General features: G+C 64.0%; 11 protein-coding genes. 2 read left to right on the top strand and 9 right to left on the bottom strand.

The annotated features are described in order from the left end of the window. Window positions 1-17 precede the first annotated feature (17 nt). On the bottom strand, window positions 18-521 hold the full coding sequence (gene tpx, locus QZ634_RS15535) for a thiol peroxidase (RefSeq protein ID WP_291989900.1): 504 nt from the start codon (window positions 519-521) through the stop codon (window positions 18-20). 329 nt (window positions 522-850) lie between these two features. Between tpx and QZ634_RS15530 the strand changes: the two genes are divergently transcribed. Further along, window positions 851-2362: a diguanylate cyclase gene (locus tag QZ634_RS15530; protein ID WP_291989898.1), complete on the top strand. Its 1512-nt coding sequence runs from the start codon at window positions 851-853 to the stop codon at window positions 2360-2362. Between the two features lie 306 nt (window positions 2363-2668). Beyond that, a complete protein-coding gene (locus QZ634_RS15525) occupies window positions 2669-3352 on the top strand; it encodes a LysE family translocator (protein WP_291989896.1) in 684 nt (227 codons plus the stop codon). 41 nt (window positions 3353-3393) lie between these two features. On the opposite strand, the gene QZ634_RS15520 is transcribed toward QZ634_RS15525, so the two are convergent. From QZ634_RS15520 to QZ634_RS15485, 8 genes are all read right to left on the bottom strand, one after another. After that, on the bottom strand, window positions 3394-4227 hold the full coding sequence (locus tag QZ634_RS15520) for a DUF547 domain-containing protein (protein WP_291989894.1): 834 nt from the start codon (window positions 4225-4227) through the stop codon (window positions 3394-3396). A gap of 48 nt (window positions 4228-4275) precedes the next feature. After that, window positions 4276-4959 carry a TIGR04283 family arsenosugar biosynthesis glycosyltransferase gene (locus QZ634_RS15515; RefSeq protein WP_291989893.1) on the bottom strand — a complete coding sequence of 228 codons (684 nt, stop codon included), beginning with the start codon at window positions 4957-4959 and terminating at the stop codon, window positions 4276-4278. Window positions 4960-5230: 271 nt separating this feature from the next. Beyond that, a complete protein-coding gene (locus tag QZ634_RS15510; protein ID WP_291989891.1) occupies window positions 5231-6601 on the bottom strand; it encodes an HD domain-containing protein in 1371 nt (456 codons plus the stop codon). 169 nt (window positions 6602-6770) lie between these two features. Continuing rightward, window positions 6771-8786 carry a fused MFS/spermidine synthase gene (locus QZ634_RS15505; protein WP_291989889.1) on the bottom strand — a complete coding sequence of 672 codons (2016 nt, stop codon included), beginning with the start codon at window positions 8784-8786 and terminating at the stop codon, window positions 6771-6773. A 140-nt stretch (window positions 8787-8926) separates the two neighbouring features. After that, complete coding sequence (locus QZ634_RS15500; RefSeq protein ID WP_291989887.1) at window positions 8927-10567, bottom strand: mechanosensitive ion channel domain-containing protein; 1641 nt, start codon at window positions 10565-10567, stop codon at window positions 8927-8929. Between the two features lie 143 nt (window positions 10568-10710). Then, on the bottom strand, window positions 10711-12162 hold the full coding sequence (gene tldD / locus QZ634_RS15495; protein WP_291989885.1) for a metalloprotease TldD: 1452 nt from the start codon (window positions 12160-12162) through the stop codon (window positions 10711-10713). A gap of 50 nt (window positions 12163-12212) precedes the next feature. After that, complete coding sequence (locus QZ634_RS15490) at window positions 12213-13061, bottom strand: carbon-nitrogen hydrolase family protein (protein WP_291989883.1); 849 nt, start codon at window positions 13059-13061, stop codon at window positions 12213-12215. Window positions 13062-13101: 40 nt separating this feature from the next. Beyond that, window positions 13102-17082: a YhdP family protein gene (locus tag QZ634_RS15485; RefSeq protein WP_291989882.1), complete on the bottom strand. Its 3981-nt coding sequence runs from the start codon at window positions 17080-17082 to the stop codon at window positions 13102-13104. Between the last annotated feature and the right edge of the window lie 112 nt (window positions 17083-17194).

Here is a 17194-nt window from a genome sequence, read left to right as displayed (position 1 = left end):
GAGTCGACAGGCGCGGCTCAGGCAAGCGCCTGCAGCGCAGCGTCGTAGTCGGGTTCGTCCTTGATTTCGGCAACCAGCTGGCTATGCATTACCCGGTCATCACCGTCGACGACGATCACCGCACGCGCAGCGAGGCCGGCCAGCGGGCCGTTGCTCAAGGCAACGCCATAGTCCTCGAGGAACTCGCGACCGCGCATGGTCGACAAGGTCAGCACCGATTCGAGCCCCTCGGCAGCGCAGAAACGACTCAGGGCAAAAGGCAGGTCAGCCGAGATGCAGAGCACGACGGTGTTGGCCAGACTGCTCGCCTTCTCGTTGAAGGTACGCACTGACGTTGCGCAGGTTGGCGTGTCGACGCTCGGAAAAATGTTCAGGACCTTTCTCTGGCCGGCAAAAGCGCTCAGCGAAACATCGGCGAGATCCTTGCCGACCAGCGTGAACGCGGGCGCCGTCTGACCCTTCTGCGGGAAATTCCCGTTAACCTGAAACGGGTTGCCACCGAGAGTTACTGTGCTCGTCATGTTGATTCCTTTTCGTGGAGAAGGGGATGGTAAGAGTGGGCAATCAATAGGCACCGGGCGGGTACCAGGCCTGACCGTTCCGGTCAGCGCTCGTTGGTCATTATTTCACACGACAAGTTCTCCAGCGAGATTGACGGCGTCGCTGGCCAGAAGCTGGCGAGCACTGTCGCCTCTACCCCCCCCCCCCCCCCGAACGAGCAATCCTCTGCTACGATGCCGCGCTACCCGTTCCGCCGGCAAGGGCACCGAGGCAGGAGAACAACCCAGCGGCACTTGCGAGAGTCAAGCGTATGCCACCGAGTATCAAGGCTTTGAACAGCAGCGCAGCAATGCTATCAGCCAGCCAGCTACGCAAGCGGTACACCATGGCGCTAGCCGTAATCGCCATGCTGACGATCGCCGCGCAGGTGGTGATGCAGTTCGTGTTGGCCGATCAGAAGTACGACTCGCACGTGGTCAACATTGCTGGCCGGCAACGCATGCTCAGCCAGAAAATCACCGCCTTGAGCTATTACATCTCGACCGCCCAATCCGGGAACGAGGACACCCGTTACCGCAGGCAGCTCGCAGACGCGCTGAACCTGTGGGAACGTACGCATGCCGGATTGTTGCGGGGCGACAGCGAACTGGGCTTGCCGGGGCGCAACAGCAAAGCGGTGGAAAACCTGTTTGGGCCGCTGCGCGCGCACCATGAGGCCATCGCCGCTGCCGCCCGAGCGATTCTGTCGGCACCGGAAAGCGTCGCCACCCTGGATCGGAATATTGACACCATCAGGCAGCACGAGGCCGATTTCCTGGCGGGCATGAGCGCCATCGTCACCCTCTATGACCGCGAGGCGAACGCGAAGGTAGTCTTCGCCCGGTGGCTGGAAATCGCCTTGATGAGCACGACACTGCTGGTCCTGGTTCTCTCGGCCGCGTTCATCTGCGCGCCGGCCACGCGCCGTATCCAGCGCGACATGACCGAGCTGGCCGCTCGCGAAGAAGACCTGGAACGTCTTTTTTCGGCCAGTCCAACCGCATTGCTACTGGTGCTCGGCGAAAAGCTGACCATCCTGCACGCCAATCAGAAAGCCATGAATCTGCTTGGACTGCCGCCTGACCCGACACAGGGCGTCAAACTGGCTCCCGTGCTGGCCGGCGGACACGACGCCAATCAGCGATTCCTCGAAAAACTCGGCCAGGGGGAGACGCTCAACGAGTGCGAGGTTCTTCTCGTCGACGCCGTTGGTGAGGTGTTCGAGGCCCTGGTGTCGGTTAACGCCATCAGTTTTTCCGGACAGGCGGTCATGGTGCTCGGCATCACCAGCATCAGCGAGCTGAAAAGGGCACAACAGACTCTCGAACACTATGCCACCTTCGACGAACTGACGGGGCTACTGAATCGACGTACCGGCATGATGATGCTGGGAAAATCGATGTCGAGACTGCACCGGCAGGGTGGTCGGCTGGCGGTCTGTTTTGTCGATCTCGACGGACTGAAGGCGACCAACGATGACTTCGGGCACGCTGAAGGCGACTGGCTGATCAGCACCGTCGCCAGGGTGTTGATCGAAAGCATCCGTGCCAGTGACGCCGCCGTTCGACTCGGTGGGGACGAGTTCCTGCTGGTACTGCATGACTGCGATCTCGACGAAGGAAGCCGCCTGCTCGACAGAGCCGAAAAATGCCTTCAGGAAACGGCTGCCGCTGCAGGCAAACCCTTTCCCATCGCTTTCAGTTACGGCCTCGCCATCTACACGCCGGAGAATGGCACGACGGCGGACGAACTGATAAGTGCGGCCGACAGCCGGATGTACCAGGCGAAACTGGACAAGAAGCGGCTTCGTTGCGCCTCGTAAAAAGGTTCTCGACGTTCCCGCGCAGCGGCCGGGCCACGCCAATCGCTTGCCCTGGACCATCTGGCGACAGCCAGTCGCACACTGCTTCCGGCAAGCAGAAATGAGTTTTTTGCGTGCGTTGGTGTAGTGTTGCACGCAGGGTCGAACCTATACATCCCAGCCACCACAGGGGTTGCGCCCCGCTTTCAGCAGTCGCCAAAAGTCTCATCAAGATGTAGCACTACGCACTGCGCGCGACCGCTGGCCTGCGGTCAGCGAAGTCGACGCGCGAATCTCGTCCATCTCTTCGCCAGGCAGAGAAATGCGATGAACGAAATCCCCCAAATCACTCAAATCACCACCCTCGGCAGCGCGTCCGCAACGCTGCCTTTTTCCGCCTTCGTGCTGGCCAGCCTGGTGCTCGCCGCAACGCCGGGACCGGGAGTGATCTATATCGTGGCGCGTACCCTGGCGCAGGGCAGGCGGGCCGGACTGGCTTCGCTGACTGGCGTCGCGTTCGGCAATCTGGCCAACGCCATCGGGGCGTCGATCGGCCTGGCGGCGCTGTTCGCCATCTCGTCGCTGGCGTTCACCGTCGTCAAGTATGCCGGCGCAGCCTACCTCGTCTATCTGGGCGTCAAGGCGATCTGCGCCCCGTTAGCGCCGCAGACCGCCAGCGCCACCTTCGGCGCAGCCAGTCTCGCGCCAATTTTTCGCGATGGCTTTGTCGTCGCCCTGCTCAACCCCAAGACGGCGTTGTTCTTCGCCGCATTCCTGCCGCAGTTCGTCGACCCGGCCGCGTCAGCGCTGCTGCAGACCCTGCTTCTGGGATCGCTGTTCGTGCTCATCGCCGTCGTCACCGACAGCTTGTACGTGCTCAGTGCAAGCGCGACGCAGCCGGCGCTGATGCGCCACGGCAGGCTGCGCGGCGTTGGCCGCTACCTGAGCGCCGGTGTCCTGATCGGCCTCGGTGTCCTCGCCGCCGTCACGGACACGCGCAGCAGCAAGTAGATTCAGGCGGATGGTCGTCGTGCTGCGCCGCGCGCAACCGCTCAGCGCGGCACGCTGTTCAGCGCCCAGTCGTAGTCGATGAAGTCGATTCCCACCAGCTTCTGGCGCAGCAGCGCCTGTTCGGCAGGCGTTCTGGCCAGCAGATCGGCGTAATTGCCCAGGAACTGCCTGAGCGAGGTCACACCTCGATAGCCGGCCTGGAAATCCTTGCCGTACCAGTCGAAAATCTGCGAAACCATCAGCGTCGCGGTTCTCGGCTCGTAGCGATTGCGTGTGCGATCGGCGAGGAAGCGCCGCGTCTGTTGCTCCAACTGCTCATCAAGGCGCTCGCCGACGAAAGCCTCCTCACGCAGCATCGGACAGCCAAGCGAGGCGCAATTCACCGCGAAATGGATGCGCGGATCGTCGTAGGCGCCCGGCTTGCGAATGAGCTCGTGTTCGATCCAGTCCAGATGGCGCGGTTCGCCGAAGAGCGAGAAGAACTTCTGCTTCCACGGGCTGTTGAAGACGATGTTGCCTAGATCACGGATCGACTGCAGATCGGGATACCGGCCGAGAATCAGCTCGACGGTGAACGCGTTGTAGGCGTTGATCAGGAACGCCAGTTGCCGCGCCTTCGGCCAGGACTCGAAGTGCGCCCGCTGTACGGCCGACAGGCTTTCGAGATACGCCGTAAGCGCCGGACGCTCCCTGGCCAGACCGGCATAGTCCACCTGCGACGCCTTGCCGCCGTCGATCAGCACCACATGCCGCTTGAGCAGCGCCGTCCACGCGGCGTGGCCGTGGTCGAAGGCCGCACTGGCCGAAAACGACAGGCCCAGGAGCGCGAGCGCCAAGATCCGCTGCGGCCATTTCGCACCTGCCCTCCAACTCATCCAGTTCTTCATGACCTCTCCAGGATCCGGCCGCCACGCGGCAGACCTTCAGCGAATTTCCTTGAAAAACGACCGCCCCACGAGCGGCAAGCGCAAGCGATGGAAGGTCAGCAGCACGCCAACCCGCGCCAGGCTTGCCCACACACCCATCTGCTCGAACTTGCGCGCATCGGTGATCGCCTCCTCGCGCAGCAGAACCGGCGTGGTGACTTTGCGCAGCAGTTCGCCGAAGGCCACGTCCTCCATCACGTCGCACGGCGGAAAACCGCCGAGACGCTCGAACAAGGTTCGCCGCACGAAGATCGCCTGGTCACCGAAAGCGATCCTGGTCAGCCGGGCGCGGGTGTTGTCCAGGCGCGATATCAGCCGCAGGCGCCAGTCGTCACCCGAAAAACGATGCCTGAAAGCGCCGGCCAGGATGCCCTCCGGCTGTGCGTTGATGCGCTCCAGCGCCGACGGCGGCAAGAGCGTGTCGGCATGGAGGAACAGCAGCCAGTCGCCACGAGCTGCCGCCGCACCGGCGTTCATCTGGCGCGCACGGCCTTTGTCCGCCTGCAGAACGCGCACGCCGATCATCGCCGCGGCGATCGCCACCGTCGCATCGCTGCTGTGACTGTCGACCACCAGCACTTCCGCAGGCCGCTGCGGAAGGACGCTGGCCAGCGTGGTGCCAATGCGAGCCTCTTCGTTCAGCGTCGGGATGATCACGGAAATCGTGTCGAATTCTGGCATTCAGGCGTTCCGGCTGCGGGTCAACAAAAACCTAAGTCGTCCCGCTGCGGAGATCCTTACCCTTTCTTGGCCAGCGTCGCTGTCGCCTGATGGATGGGGCTCCGACAAGGGGTCCGCAAGCCCCGGGTAGGAGCTCGACTCATCGGGCGATCGCTTCGCACCACCACAGAACCATCATCGTCAACGGCGCCAGGGTGTAGCTGGAAGTGACCCGCTCAAAGCGCAGCGCGTCGGCCCGCACCACGATCGGCTCGCCCGAGCCCGGCACGGCCTACGCCGTGCTCAGCTCGGCCATGCGATGCGCGAGGCGAATGATCTGTACCCAGTCGTGCGAGACGATGTCCTGCGCATGGGCAAGATGATTGCGCAGCGATTCGAGATCCTTGATCAACGCCTTGGCGGCCCGCTTCGACGGTAGGCCGAGGGCGTCCCGTGCCGGGGGGTATTCGAGGGTGAGCATCGCCTTATCGGCCAGTTGCAGGCATTCGATCAACTCGCAATGCTGATTGCGACGCTGTCGCTCACGTTGCAGTTCGCGCGCCTTTTCCAGACGCCCGGCAGGCAGGATGCCTTGCCAACTTCCGTCGGGATAGATCTTCTCGATCAGCGTCAGCAGCCCCATTTCGTAGAGCGTGATGGCGCCGAAAAGCCACATCCGTACTGGCGGCTTGTTCACCGCATCACGCTCGATGAGGCCAACGACGGAATCGAAGACGGAGACAAAGCACTGGTCGTGACGGGTCAGAATGCCGACCACATCCATCAGCGGGGCGTTGATGGCCAGCACCTGGTCCGCCGCGATGTGCTGCAACTGCCGTCCGCTCGGAGCAGCGCCCCCTCGGTCGCCATCGCCGACATCGCCGGCGGCGATGTCCACCAGGCGCACATAGGCCTGGACGACGCCATCGACGCGGATACCGGCAATCTGCAGGTGCCGCGCCTTCATGATTCTTGCGCTGTCGCGCTCGGGCGCGTCGGTGTCGAAGGAGAGCAGGGGTTCGGCAATGTCGCCGGCGGTAAACACCTCACGAAAGCGGCGCAGGAGCGGCGAGTTTGCCACCTGGGGAAAGAGCGCCGCCAGGCCGATGGTGGACGGGCTCGCTTCCGCGCCGGCACGCTGCGACAGCTTTTCCTGACACTCGCCGTGCAGTGCCCGGGCTTTGTTCAACAGGCGGGCATTGCCTTCGCCCAGGACGGCCAGGAGCGCATTCATTTCGCTCAGGTAAACCCTGGCGAAGCGGGCGTCGTGGCCGGTGATGTCCTGGCAGTTGTCGATCAGGTCGGCCAGCTTGATGGTCTTGGCACGCGGCGAGGCGTGTGCCGTATGCTGGCGATCGGTCTCCTTGCGGATGGCGCGGTTGCCGTCGCTCGGTCGGCTGACGTCGGTGAGATCCTGGACCAGCGCGGCAACCGCCGGGCCGAACTCGCGCTCGACATCGCCGAGCGTCGCCGGCGTATCCTCGACGACGTCGTGCAACCACGCAGCGGCGATCATTTCGGCGTCATCGCTCACCGACGCCACCATGCGCGCCACCGATTCCAGATGTACCTGGTACGGTTGATCGCTGTACTTGCGGCGATGGCCAATGCGCTGGTGGGCAGAGGTCGCGAAATTCTTGGCGCGCTGGATCAGTTCGGACATGTGCTCACCTGGAATGGGGATTGGCAATGCCCGCCGCCAACGGGCTCGCGTGTAGGCCAGCGCGGCGAACGCCCCCTGGCCGCCAGCTCATCTCCGCCAACCCCTCCCCGCGAGGCGGAGACGCGCGGGGCAGGCGGGAAGGGGGTTGAGCGGCAACCGTCGGCAATCGCTACTGCAGAATACCGAGCAGATTGGAGAAGCTGTCGGTCCATACGGGAAAAGCGGGGCGTGGAACGAGTTTTTCACCGCCGTGGAAGGCCTTCGACAGTTGCGCGGCGCGCTCGGCGGGGAGCAGCAGCACCCATACCGAATGACGGCAGAAGCGGTCGCCTGCGGCGGGATCGAGGTCGAAGATCAGCGCGCTGACGCCGAGCTGCTCGGCGGCGGCAGCGATCACCGGCCGCAGGTCGAGGTAGCGGTTGGTGATATGCACGGCCAGCACGCCGTCGCTCGTCAGGTGGCGCCGGTAGGCCTGCATCGCCTCGAGGGTCAACAGGTGGGTGGGAATCGAATCTCCGGAAAAAGCGTCGATGGCCAGCAGGTCGAAATTCTGGGCGGGCTCGCGTTCGAGCATCAGGCGGCCGTCGCCGAGCACCGGAACGATCGTCGCCTTGCTATCGCCGAGGTAGCTGAACTCGTTGCGCGCGAGATCGAGCACCTGCTCGTTGATTTCGTACATGCGCATTTCGTCGCCACTGCGGCCATAGGTGGCAAGCGTACCGGCGCCGAGGCCGAGGATGCCGATCTTGAGTGGCTTCTTGCCGGCGATGGCACGCAGCGCCTGACCGACTCCAGAGCTCTCGCAGTAGTACGCGGTCGGCTGCCGGCGGTGCTCGGCGGCAAGATACTGCTCGCCGTGATTGATGCGCCCGTGCAGGATCCGGCGCTTGATGCCGAGCGCTTCCTCGTCGACGTCGTCGACGCGCAACTGGCCATAGAAGTTGCGCACCACGACGCGGTAGTTCTGGACGTAATCGATGGCGATGCCACCGAGCCGGTAAGCGTAGGCCAGCAGCGCCACGACGAGCAGGACGCGCCGGATCAGTCGCAGCTCACGCCAGAGAACGATGGTCACCAGCAGGGCGCAGAGAAAGAGCCCGATCGGCAGTTCGAAATAGGCATTGAAGATCGCCGGCGCCAACAGACCGACGAAGGTGCCGCCGAGCGCGCCGCCAATTGACAGCATCAGGTAGAACAGGGTCAGATGGCGAACCGGTGGCCGGCGCCTGACCAGCTCGCCGTGACAGACCATGCAGAAGACGAACAGCGACAGGCACATCAAGGTGACCAGCAGCGGCACCTCCATGCCGCCACCATCGAGCACGCGGTCAAGAACCACGAAGGCAATCGGCAGCGCGACCAGAAATCCCGGTCGATAGTAGTAACGCGGGGCATCGAAGCAGAGAATGAAACTGAGCAGATAGATGCTCAGCGGCACGACCCACAGGAAGGGCACCGGCGCGACGTCCTGCGTCAGGTGGCGGGTCATCGCCAGCAGCAGCAGCGACGCGGTCATCGCCAGGCCGATCCAGAGCAGACACTCGCCAAGGGGCGGTCGTGGTACCGGCTCGCTGCTCACCTTCAGCACCTCGCGCTCGCTGGACACGCCCTTCCACGACTGCCAGGCGCTGCCCAGGCAGGCGACGACGAACAGGGCGTACGCGGCCGACCAGGCCATGGCCTGATCGTGCACCCGAAAATATGGTTCGACGAGAACCGGGTAACTGAGCAGCGCGATCATCGACGCCAGGTTCGACAGCGCGTACAGGCGATAGGGCATGGCACTGGCAAAGCTGCGTGCATACCAGGCCTGCATCAGCGGACCGGTGGTCGACAGCAGCAGATAGGGCATACCCACCGCCGCAGCGAGCACCACCAGCACGTTCCACGTCGGGTTGGCGAAAGCGACGTCCTTCAACGCCGGGTCGGCAATGACCGGCAGCGTCGCCAGACTGAGCAGCAAGAGGACGCAGTGGACGACATTCTGCCGTCGCGGCGAAAGCGACTCATGCAGCAGATGGACGTACAGATAGCCGAGCAGCAGTTCGGCCTGGAAGAAAACCAGGCAGGTGCTCCACACCGAAGACGAACCGCCGAACCACGGCAGAATCATCTTGGCAATGATCGGCTGGATCTGGAAGAGCAGAAAGGCCGACAGGAAAACGGTGATCGCGAAGCTGAGCATCAGGACATCCTAAGGGAATACGGTAGAGCGTCGGCACCAGCGGCGGGGCCGGTGCGCCTCGCACGCCCTGCCGCGGCGCCAGGCGTACCGATCGGAAAGGTCGGCGGGTTTCCCCGCTTCGCTGCCAGCCGGCGGGGTGATCAGGGCTTTCCGCTGCCGCTATCCGGCGTCGCGGGTGCGGCGTGCCAGGCCTCGGGCGGAACGACCAGATTGTTGGCGGGCTGCGCGTTGAAATGTGGCGACATGATCTGCACGCCGTAGGTGTTGAATTGATCCTGGATATTGGCGTGCAAGGCAGACAGGACCGGTACCCGCTCGAGCGGCTTGTCCATGTGCGCGAAGAGCTCGTATTCGACGTACCAGTCGGCCAGCCCCTTCTGATAGACAAAGGGCGTCGGAACAGATCGCAAGCCGGGCGTCTGCTTGGCGGCGGCGATGAGCATCGCGTGCACCTGCCGCCACGGCGTATCGTAGCCGATGGTCACCTTGGTCGACACCAGCGTGCCGCGCTCACCGGCAAGCCGGGAAAAGTTGCGGATCGGGTTGCCGACCAGCACCGCGTTGGGAATGGTGATCTCTTCGTTGCGCATATTGATGATTTTGGTGGACAGCACGCCGACCTGGCTGACCACGCCGGCGTTGTCGCCGATCTCGACGAAGTCGCCGACCGACAGCGCGCGGGCATAGACCAGCACCAGTCCACTCATCAACTGGTTGACGATGCCGGCAGAACCGAGCGTAAACATGAAGCCGAGCATCACCGACAAGCCCTTGAAAGCGTCGCTGTTGGACATCGGAATGAAGGGGTAGGCGATGGCGATGCCAAGCCCCCAGACGATGACCGTCACCAACCGGTGAGTGGCGCTGACCGTATCCGAGTGCAGGCCGGGTGCATGCACCCGGCCGTCCTTGGCAGCCTGGAAGAAGTTGCCGATAGCGTCGTTGGCGGCCTTGGTCATGAACAGGATGACCACCACCGTGGTCAGCGATGGCATGGCGCCGATGAAACTCGTGCCGATGGTCTCCAACAGGTCGAGAAGGAAGTCGCCGAGGCGCTCACCGAGAGGCTCGGTGAGCGGAAAGCGCGCCAGCACGTAGGTCAACCAGAGATAGGCGACGCTCAACCATAGAAAACCCATGAACAGCTGCGATATGCGCTGCACGAGCAACCAGCCGTGCCGTGCCCAGCGCAACTTGCTACCAGCATCTTCCTCTTCGATGATTCGTTGCAGACGGCCGACCAGCAGCCGCGTCGCACGAGCGATCAACCAGAGCAACGCAAAGGCGATCACCGTTGCCGCCGCAGACAAGCCAACTCCCTTCAGCAGGACTTCGGGGCGACGCTGCGTGGCGTCCGCCAGCAGTGCAGCGCTGAGTGCCTCGCGCGCGCGCTCGGCGGCCTGCTCCAGAGTGAGTTTTTCCTGCGGGTCCAGGTCTCCGTCGACCAGGGCAAAGAGAATATTGTCGTTATTGGTCAGGGTGATGCCACGCCCACCATCAAAGCTGAAAGGCGTCAAACTAATCTCTTGCACCATCTGGGCCGGCGTCAGCTGGTTGATGCGCTGCTCGGATTTGCGTGCGCGTGCGACCGGCGGGGCGCCGAGGAGGGTCGCCCGAAAGGTGACGATCGGCCGGAAATTATGGAGCAGGATCGCCTCCCCCGCTTGCACCTGCTCCGCGGCCGAAGCGAGCACTGCCGCTCCGGCCAGGAAGGGCCAGCAGGCCAGCAGGAAGAATGACAGCGCCGCGGCGAGCTTCGAGAAGGCACGGGTGGATGTCATGGGGGAACTCCAGTCAGCAGCATGGGGAGGCTGCGATTATACGACTGGAAGACGCTGTTATGACTACGGAAATACCTTGTCAGGCCATCCGGAAGGGGGCGGGCAACCCGGCCCTGATCTGCCCGGGACTGCCCTTTCGCCGCCTACGCCGTGCCGCCGACGGTCAATCCGTCGATGCGCAGGGTCGGTTGGCCGACGCCCACCGGTACGCTCTGCCCTTCCTTGCCGCAGGTGCCGACACCGGGGTCGAGACACATGTCGTTGCCGATCATCGACACCTGGTTCATGGCGTCCGGGCCGCTGCCGATCAGGGTTGCGCCTTTTACCGGACGGCCAATTTTTCCGTTCTCGATCAGATAGGCTTCGGACATCGAGAAAACGAACTTGCCGTTGGTGATATCGACCTGGCCGCCGCCGAAGTTGACCGCGTAGATCCCCTTCTTGACCGACTTGATGATCTCTTCGGGGCTCTTGTCACCGTTCAGCATGGTGGTGTTGGTCATGCGCGGCAAGGGCAGGTGCGCGAAGGATTCGCGACGGCCGTTGCCGGTCGGCGCGACGCCGCTCAGGCGCGCGTTGAGGCTGTCCTGTATGTAGCCCTTGAGAATGCCGTCTTCGATGAGCACCGTGCGCTGCGTCGGATTGCCTTCATCGTCGATGGTCAGCGATCCGCGGCGGTCGGGAAGCGTACCGTCGTCGATCACGGTGACGCCTTTCGACGCCACCCGGCCGCCGATACGGCCGGCAAAGGTCGAGCTGCCCTTGCGATTGAAGTCGCCTTCAAGGCCATGACCAACGGCTTCGTGGAGCAGGATGCCGGGCCATCCGGGACCGAGGACGACCGACATCGTGCCGGCCGGCGCCGGCTGGGCGACGAGGTTGGTCACCGCCTGATGGACCGCTTCACGCGCGTAGCCGTGCAATACATCGTCTGTAAAGCAGCTGTAGTCGGTTCGCCCACCGCCTCCGGCGGAACCCTGTTCGCGCTGACCGCGCTCGTCGACGATGACCGTCAGCGACACCCTCACTAGCGGCCGGATGTCGGCGGCGAGCCGACCATCGCTGCCGGCGACGAGAATCACCTCGTATTCGCCCGCGAGATGCGCCATCACCTGCGTCACGCGGCTGTCCTCGGCGCGCGCCAGCGCTTCCAGCCGTTCGAGCAGCTTGACCTTGCTCGCCGCGTCGAGCGACGCCAGAGGGTCGTGCGGCACGTAAAGGGCGCGCGGCGCGCGGCCTTTCTTCAGCGCCGGAACGCCTTGCTGCTCGCCGACGGCGGCAATCGCACGCACCGTCGCGGCAGCGTCACTGAGCGCCTGCGAGCTGATGTCGTCCGAGTAGGCAAAAGCGGTTTTCTCGCCGGCCATGGCACGTACGCCGACGCCTTCGTCGATGCTGAAACTGCCCGACTTGACGATTCCTTCTTCCAGACTCCAGGCCTCGGAGCGGCTGTACTGGAAATAGAGGTCGGCGTAGTCGACCTGGTGCGACATGATCTGGCCAAAAACCTTGTTCAGGTCGGCGACGTCAAGACCGTAGGGGGTGAGCAGGGTTTTCTGGGCCTGCACGAGAAGCGTGGGTTGTTTGGCGTTCATCGGATTTCCGTTAATGCTGCGGTTGGCGTGTCGCTCGGCGGCCTGCATGACTACATCACGCGGTGTTTGAGCGCCGGCAGGTTGGCGCGGACCGAGTCCAGGCGGTCACGTTCGAGCGTGCCGACGACGACTCCCGGCCCTTTCAGCTTGCGATCGAGGATCTCGCCCCAGGGGTCGATCAGCATGCTGTTGCCGTGCGTCTCGCGGCCGTTCTCGTGCCGGCCACCTTGCGCAACAGCCAGCACGTAGCACTGATTCTCGATCGCCCGGGCGCGTAGCAAAATCTCCCAGTGCGCCCGCCCGGTGGTTTCGGTGAAGGCCGCCGGAACGACCAGTAGCTCTGTGACCCCAAGCGCGCGATAAAGCTCCGGGAACCTGAGGTCGTAGCAGATCGACAAACCGACGCGGCCAAAAGGCGTGGCGAAGGCGACCGGCTGCCTGCCGGCCTGGATGGTCACGCTTTCGTCGTAGGCCTCGGCACCCTGCCGGAAACCGAAGAGATGGATCTTGTCGTAGCGCGCCACCCGCTGACCGTGTGGATTGTACGCGACGCTGGAGTTGAGCACCTTGTCCGGGCTATCGGCAGACAAGGGCAAGGAGCCGCCGATCAGCCAGATGCCGTGCTGGCGCGCGCTGGCGGCGAGGAAATCCTGGATCGGTCCGCTGCCGTCGTGCTCGCGTACGCTGACCTTGTCGCTATCGCTCATGCCCATGATCGCGAAGTACTCGGGCAGGGCGACCAGCTCGGCGCCCAGCGCGACGGCCTCGGCGATACGCGCCGCCGCCGTGCGCAGGTTCTCGTCGACCCGCGGCGTTGACACCATCTGTACTGCCGCGACACACAGGCTGGACGCGGCCTGCTGCCGGTCGTCTGCGGGCGCCTGGCTGGCTGGGTTCATGGCGTGCTCCGAAGAGTTGGTTGGGGAGGGCGAAATCCGCTCACTGCGTGGAGTTTGCTGGCGTTGCTGGCGTCGGTGTGGCGGTGATTCTCTCGACTTTCGGATCATCCCACTTGCCGGTAACCAGGTACTCGAAACTGAACATCTTGTTCAAGGGATTCTGCAGAAACTTGTTCGCCAACAGCGCGGCCATGCCGGCAAGCGGGTTGATCACCGCCACCCCCAGGGCGGCGCTACTACTCAACTCCGGCTGAACGCTGACATTCAGGCGCTGCGTTTCCTTCTTCAGGTCGGTTTCGCCACGCATCAGGACGCGCGCCGCCGGGCCATCGATCTGCAGCTGGTCGGTGCTCATCAATCCGTCTTTCACGGTCATCTTGCCGCTGATGGTGTCGAAAGCGAAACCTTCGCTGAAGACATCGCCGAAATCAAGCGTGAAGCGGCGCGGCAAGCCCTGCAGGCTGATCAGGCCAAGGAGTTTGCCGGCAGCGCCAGGGTCAAGCTTGAGGAACTCGCCTTTGCGTGCCTCCAGCTGCAAGTCGCCGCTGAGCGTCGCGTAGTCGAGCCCCTCCGGGGGCCCGTTCCAGCCAAGTTTCCCTTTCATGCGCGTGCTACCGGCACGCACGCTGCCAGGATAGCCAAGGCGATCGAGCAGCTTGCCGACGTCGCTGCTGTCGAGGGCGAAATCGAGCTGGGTGCGATTGCCGTTGGCGACCTGCCACTGGCCGCTGGCCGAAAACTTCGCGACCGGGTTGAGGAGCTCGACTTTATCGAGCCGCCAGATACCGCCATCGTTATGGGCCTGCACGTCGAGGCGACCGAAGCGGCGAACGCCAACCTCGAATTCGTCCACCACGATATCGAGCGCCGGCAACTTCTGCAGGGCATCGCCCGACTGAACGGGTTCGATCGACCGCTCGTCCTTGCCCGGCAGCTGCCATTTTTTCAGACGCGCGCTCAGCTTGCCGGTACCCGCACCGTCCCATTGCAGGGCACCCGTCGCTTCGCGCGACAGCAGGCTGGCAACCCAGCGCGGATGCTCGCCGGAAAGCGCCAGCGTGACGTCGCTGTAGCGCCAACCCGAAACGACCACCTGGCCCGCTTTAAGCTCGACCAAGATCGGCAGGCCGCCAGCCGATGCGCCCTCGGAAGCCGCGTCAACGCCCACCCCCGGCTCGACGACCGGCGTATCCTTTCCGGGGCCGGCGAGGACCTTGCGCCAGGTGTCAATATCGAGCAGCTGGGTGCTGATCCCGACGTTGATGCCCCGTTCCGGCAGCACCTTCATCGGCCTGCCGATGGCGATCGCCGCACGTTCGAGCGAATGCCGGCCGTCCTGTTGGCGGTGGATCAGGTGCAGGTTGAGCACGCTGCCGAGCGCCACGCGCAGCTGCTCACGCACGATAGGTAGCGCTTTGCCGGCCTGTACTGGTGGCAGGACGCTATTGTCGAGATGCAGGCGCATCGGCTCGCCACGACTCTTGGCGAAGGGAGCCGGCAGCGTCGACGCGATATCGAGCAGATCCGACTCGAGCACCAGTTCGACATTGCGCTTCCTGACCTGGATCTGGGCATTGTAAGCAGCGCTTCCGGAGAGCTGGGCGAGCAGTGGCCAGCTGGCCAGTCCACGCAATCCGTTGACGTCGACGCTCCCATCGACGTCAACCCGCACCTTGCCGTTGTCCGCACCGCCCTTGATCTTCACCGGGCCACCCGCCAGTTTCGCCTTGATCTCGGGAATGCGCAGATCGTGGGCGGTGAACTGCAGGCGACCATTGACCTCGTGCAAGGGCGGCAGGGCCGGATCGACGCTGACTTCGTTGCCCAGGAAGACGTATTCCCCATCGATCTTCGACTCGCCGAGGCGCACCTCTTCAAGAGGAATCACCAGCCCGATATCGAGACGCCCCTTGCCGCTGGCGCGCATGGCATCGGAAAAATGGTCGATGCGCTCGGCGACCGGGCTGTCGACGATGAACTTGAGGAACTGCGCCGTATCCCCATCGGCGCGCCCCTCCACTTTCAAGGTCGACACCGGCGCGTCGAAATCTGGAATTTCGGCACGCGTCTGCGACAGGCTGGCGCCGAGGATGGCGCCGCGGCGTACGTCGACCAGCATGCCATTGCCCGCGAAGCGCAGATCCGCGTCGAGGCCGGTAATCTCTGGCCAAGCGCTGCCATAGTCGAGCGTCACGCCCTGCGCCTTGACGGTCACCAGAAACTGGCCCTGGGTGCGGTCGACAAACGGGAAGTTGGCCAGATTGCCCTTGAGGACCAGCTTGGCCTCACTGGCACTTCCCGCCTTCAGTGCGTCGCGAACCCAGTGGCGAGCGTCGCGATTCAGCGCCAGCGGCAGGTACCGCCAGACGGCACGCGCGTCGGCGCGGGTGAGTGCAGCGCTGAGGTCGATGCTGCCCGGCCCATCGCCGCGGTAGCGGTAAGTTCCCTTTGCCGAACCGGTCGCGTCCGGCCCGGAGAATTCTGCGCGCAGCAACTCGGCCTCGAGCACACCCTGGTGAATCTTCCAGCGCGCCTGTGCGTTCAGCTTGCCCAGGCGCATTGACGAGTCCGGCAGGACGCTGGGCAGATCGATGTCCGCGTTCCCCGAACGCAAGGTCGCGCTGCCGCCCTGCTCACTGGCATCAAGAACTCCGGATAGCCCGGAAAACCCTGGAAACGAATCCTTGGCGCGCACGGCCAGCTCGTCAAAATGAGCTTTCAGCGAATAGCTGTGCAGTCGTTCGGCGTCACCGACCCAGGCCGCACGCAGTTGGCTGATGCGGCCACGCGGCGCATAGTCGGCGAGCAGCTGCCGCGATCCGGCGTCCAGCGGCAGGTAGCCGGCCAGGCTGGCGAGAGCAGTCAGTTCGAGGACGCTGGCAGTAAGCCTGCCGCGCAACGCGCCGCCATCTGGGGCGCGCTGCCAGTCGACGTGGAAGTCGGTCGGTGCGAGGCGGATGAACTCCTCCTCCCGGGCGCCCTTGCCTTTGCGCTCCTGGGTGAGCAACTCCACGCGAGACCCGTCGACGCTCATCCCGGTCGCCGATAGACGCGCAGCGATACGGCCGGAGAGCTGTTCCAGCTCGAGCGCTGGCAGGTCGTTCGCCAGGCGCAGATTGACGTCGTCGAGCGCCAGATCGGCCGTCAGCGCTTCGAGCTTGCCTTCGGCGAAGCCGGCCCAGGCGCGCATTGCGCCGCGGCCATGCTGGAGCACGATCGGGTAGTCGATCCAGGTACGCCAGACGGCGAGGTCGGCGTAGTCGATCTGGACGAAGGCCTGGCCATTCCAGGCCTCGAGCTCGCCGAGATGCTTGCCCCGAAAATCCCCACGCAGGTCGATCGCGGCTGCCAGCGCGGGCGGCGGCAAGGCAGTCAGAGCGAGGCGGTGGCGGTGACCGTCGTTGTCGAGCGCAAAATTGACGGCTTCGAGAATCAGCGGCGGCGCCTGGCGCTTGGCGTCCTCCCAGACGACCGTCGCGCCGCGGATGCGAACTTCCTTTTGCGCCAGTATCCAGTCACCTACCGCGTTGTCGCCTCCGGCATCGGCGAGTGCGATCCCGGCGACAAAAAAGCGTCCGTCGCTATCCCGACGCAGATGCAGGGTCGGCTCGTCGATCTGCAGCAAGCGCAGACGCAGCGCCAGGCGCGGTAGCGAAGACCAGGAAAGGACGCCATGAACCCGTGGCAAGGCAAGTGCCGGCTGTCCCTTGCTATCGGCGATAATCACATCGGAGAGCAGCAGATCGGGATGGATGCCATCCCAGCTGGCCGCAATTTGTCCGACGCTGACCGAAAGGCCGATCGCCTGGCTGACCTGCGCCTCGATGTCGACTCGGTAGGCTTCGATGTTCGGCAAGATCAGGTAGCGCAGCGCCAGAATCAGCAGCACGAAACCAAAATAGACGAGCCAGAAAACGCGTACCAGAAGCCGCCAGATGCGGCCCGTTGCCGGATGCGAGAGCAGCGGCATCAGCAAATGAAGGCGATGATAGAGCGCTGGGCGCAATTCGTCCTGGCGCATCAGGCCTGATCGTCGCGTACGGAGTTTTGCCAATAGCCGCTGGGCATCACTAGAATGTCGGGAGAGCTAGACAACGGCGAGGGAAGTCCGCGCTGCAGCGCGGACGCAGGAT

Origin of the sequence: Candidatus Accumulibacter sp. ACC007 (genome assembly GCF_907163205.1) — a bacterium.
GTDB lineage: Bacteria > Pseudomonadota > Gammaproteobacteria > Burkholderiales > Rhodocyclaceae > Accumulibacter > Accumulibacter regalis.
Note: the sequence above shows the minus strand (reverse complement) of the source record. Positions and strands in the feature narration are given on the sequence as shown.

Coding starts and splice junctions, on each gene's coding strand:
- QZ634_RS15525 (WP_291989896.1), top strand. CDS start 2,669: ATGAACGAAATCCCCCAAATCACTCAAATCACCACCCTCGGCAGCGCG.
- QZ634_RS15510 (WP_291989891.1), bottom strand. CDS start 6,601: ATGTCCGAACTGATCCAGCGCGCCAAGAATTTCGCGACCTCTGCCCAC.
- tpx (WP_291989900.1), bottom strand. CDS start 521: ATGACGAGCACAGTAACTCTCGGTGGCAACCCGTTTCAGGTTAACGGG.
- QZ634_RS15520 (WP_291989894.1), bottom strand. CDS start 4,227: ATGAGTTGGAGGGCAGGTGCGAAATGGCCGCAGCGGATCTTGGCGCTC.
- QZ634_RS15485 (WP_291989882.1), bottom strand. CDS start 17,082: ATGCGCCAGGACGAATTGCGCCCAGCGCTCTATCATCGCCTTCATTTG.
- QZ634_RS15505 (WP_291989889.1), bottom strand. CDS start 8,786: ATGCTCAGCTTCGCGATCACCGTTTTCCTGTCGGCCTTTCTGCTCTTC.
- QZ634_RS15490 (WP_291989883.1), bottom strand. CDS start 13,061: ATGAACCCAGCCAGCCAGGCGCCCGCAGACGACCGGCAGCAGGCCGCG.
- QZ634_RS15515 (WP_291989893.1), bottom strand. CDS start 4,959: ATGCCAGAATTCGACACGATTTCCGTGATCATCCCGACGCTGAACGAA.
- QZ634_RS15530 (WP_291989898.1), top strand. CDS start 851: ATGCTATCAGCCAGCCAGCTACGCAAGCGGTACACCATGGCGCTAGCC.
- QZ634_RS15500 (WP_291989887.1), bottom strand. CDS start 10,567: ATGACATCCACCCGTGCCTTCTCGAAGCTCGCCGCGGCGCTGTCATTC.
- tldD (WP_291989885.1), bottom strand. CDS start 12,162: ATGAACGCCAAACAACCCACGCTTCTCGTGCAGGCCCAGAAAACCCTG.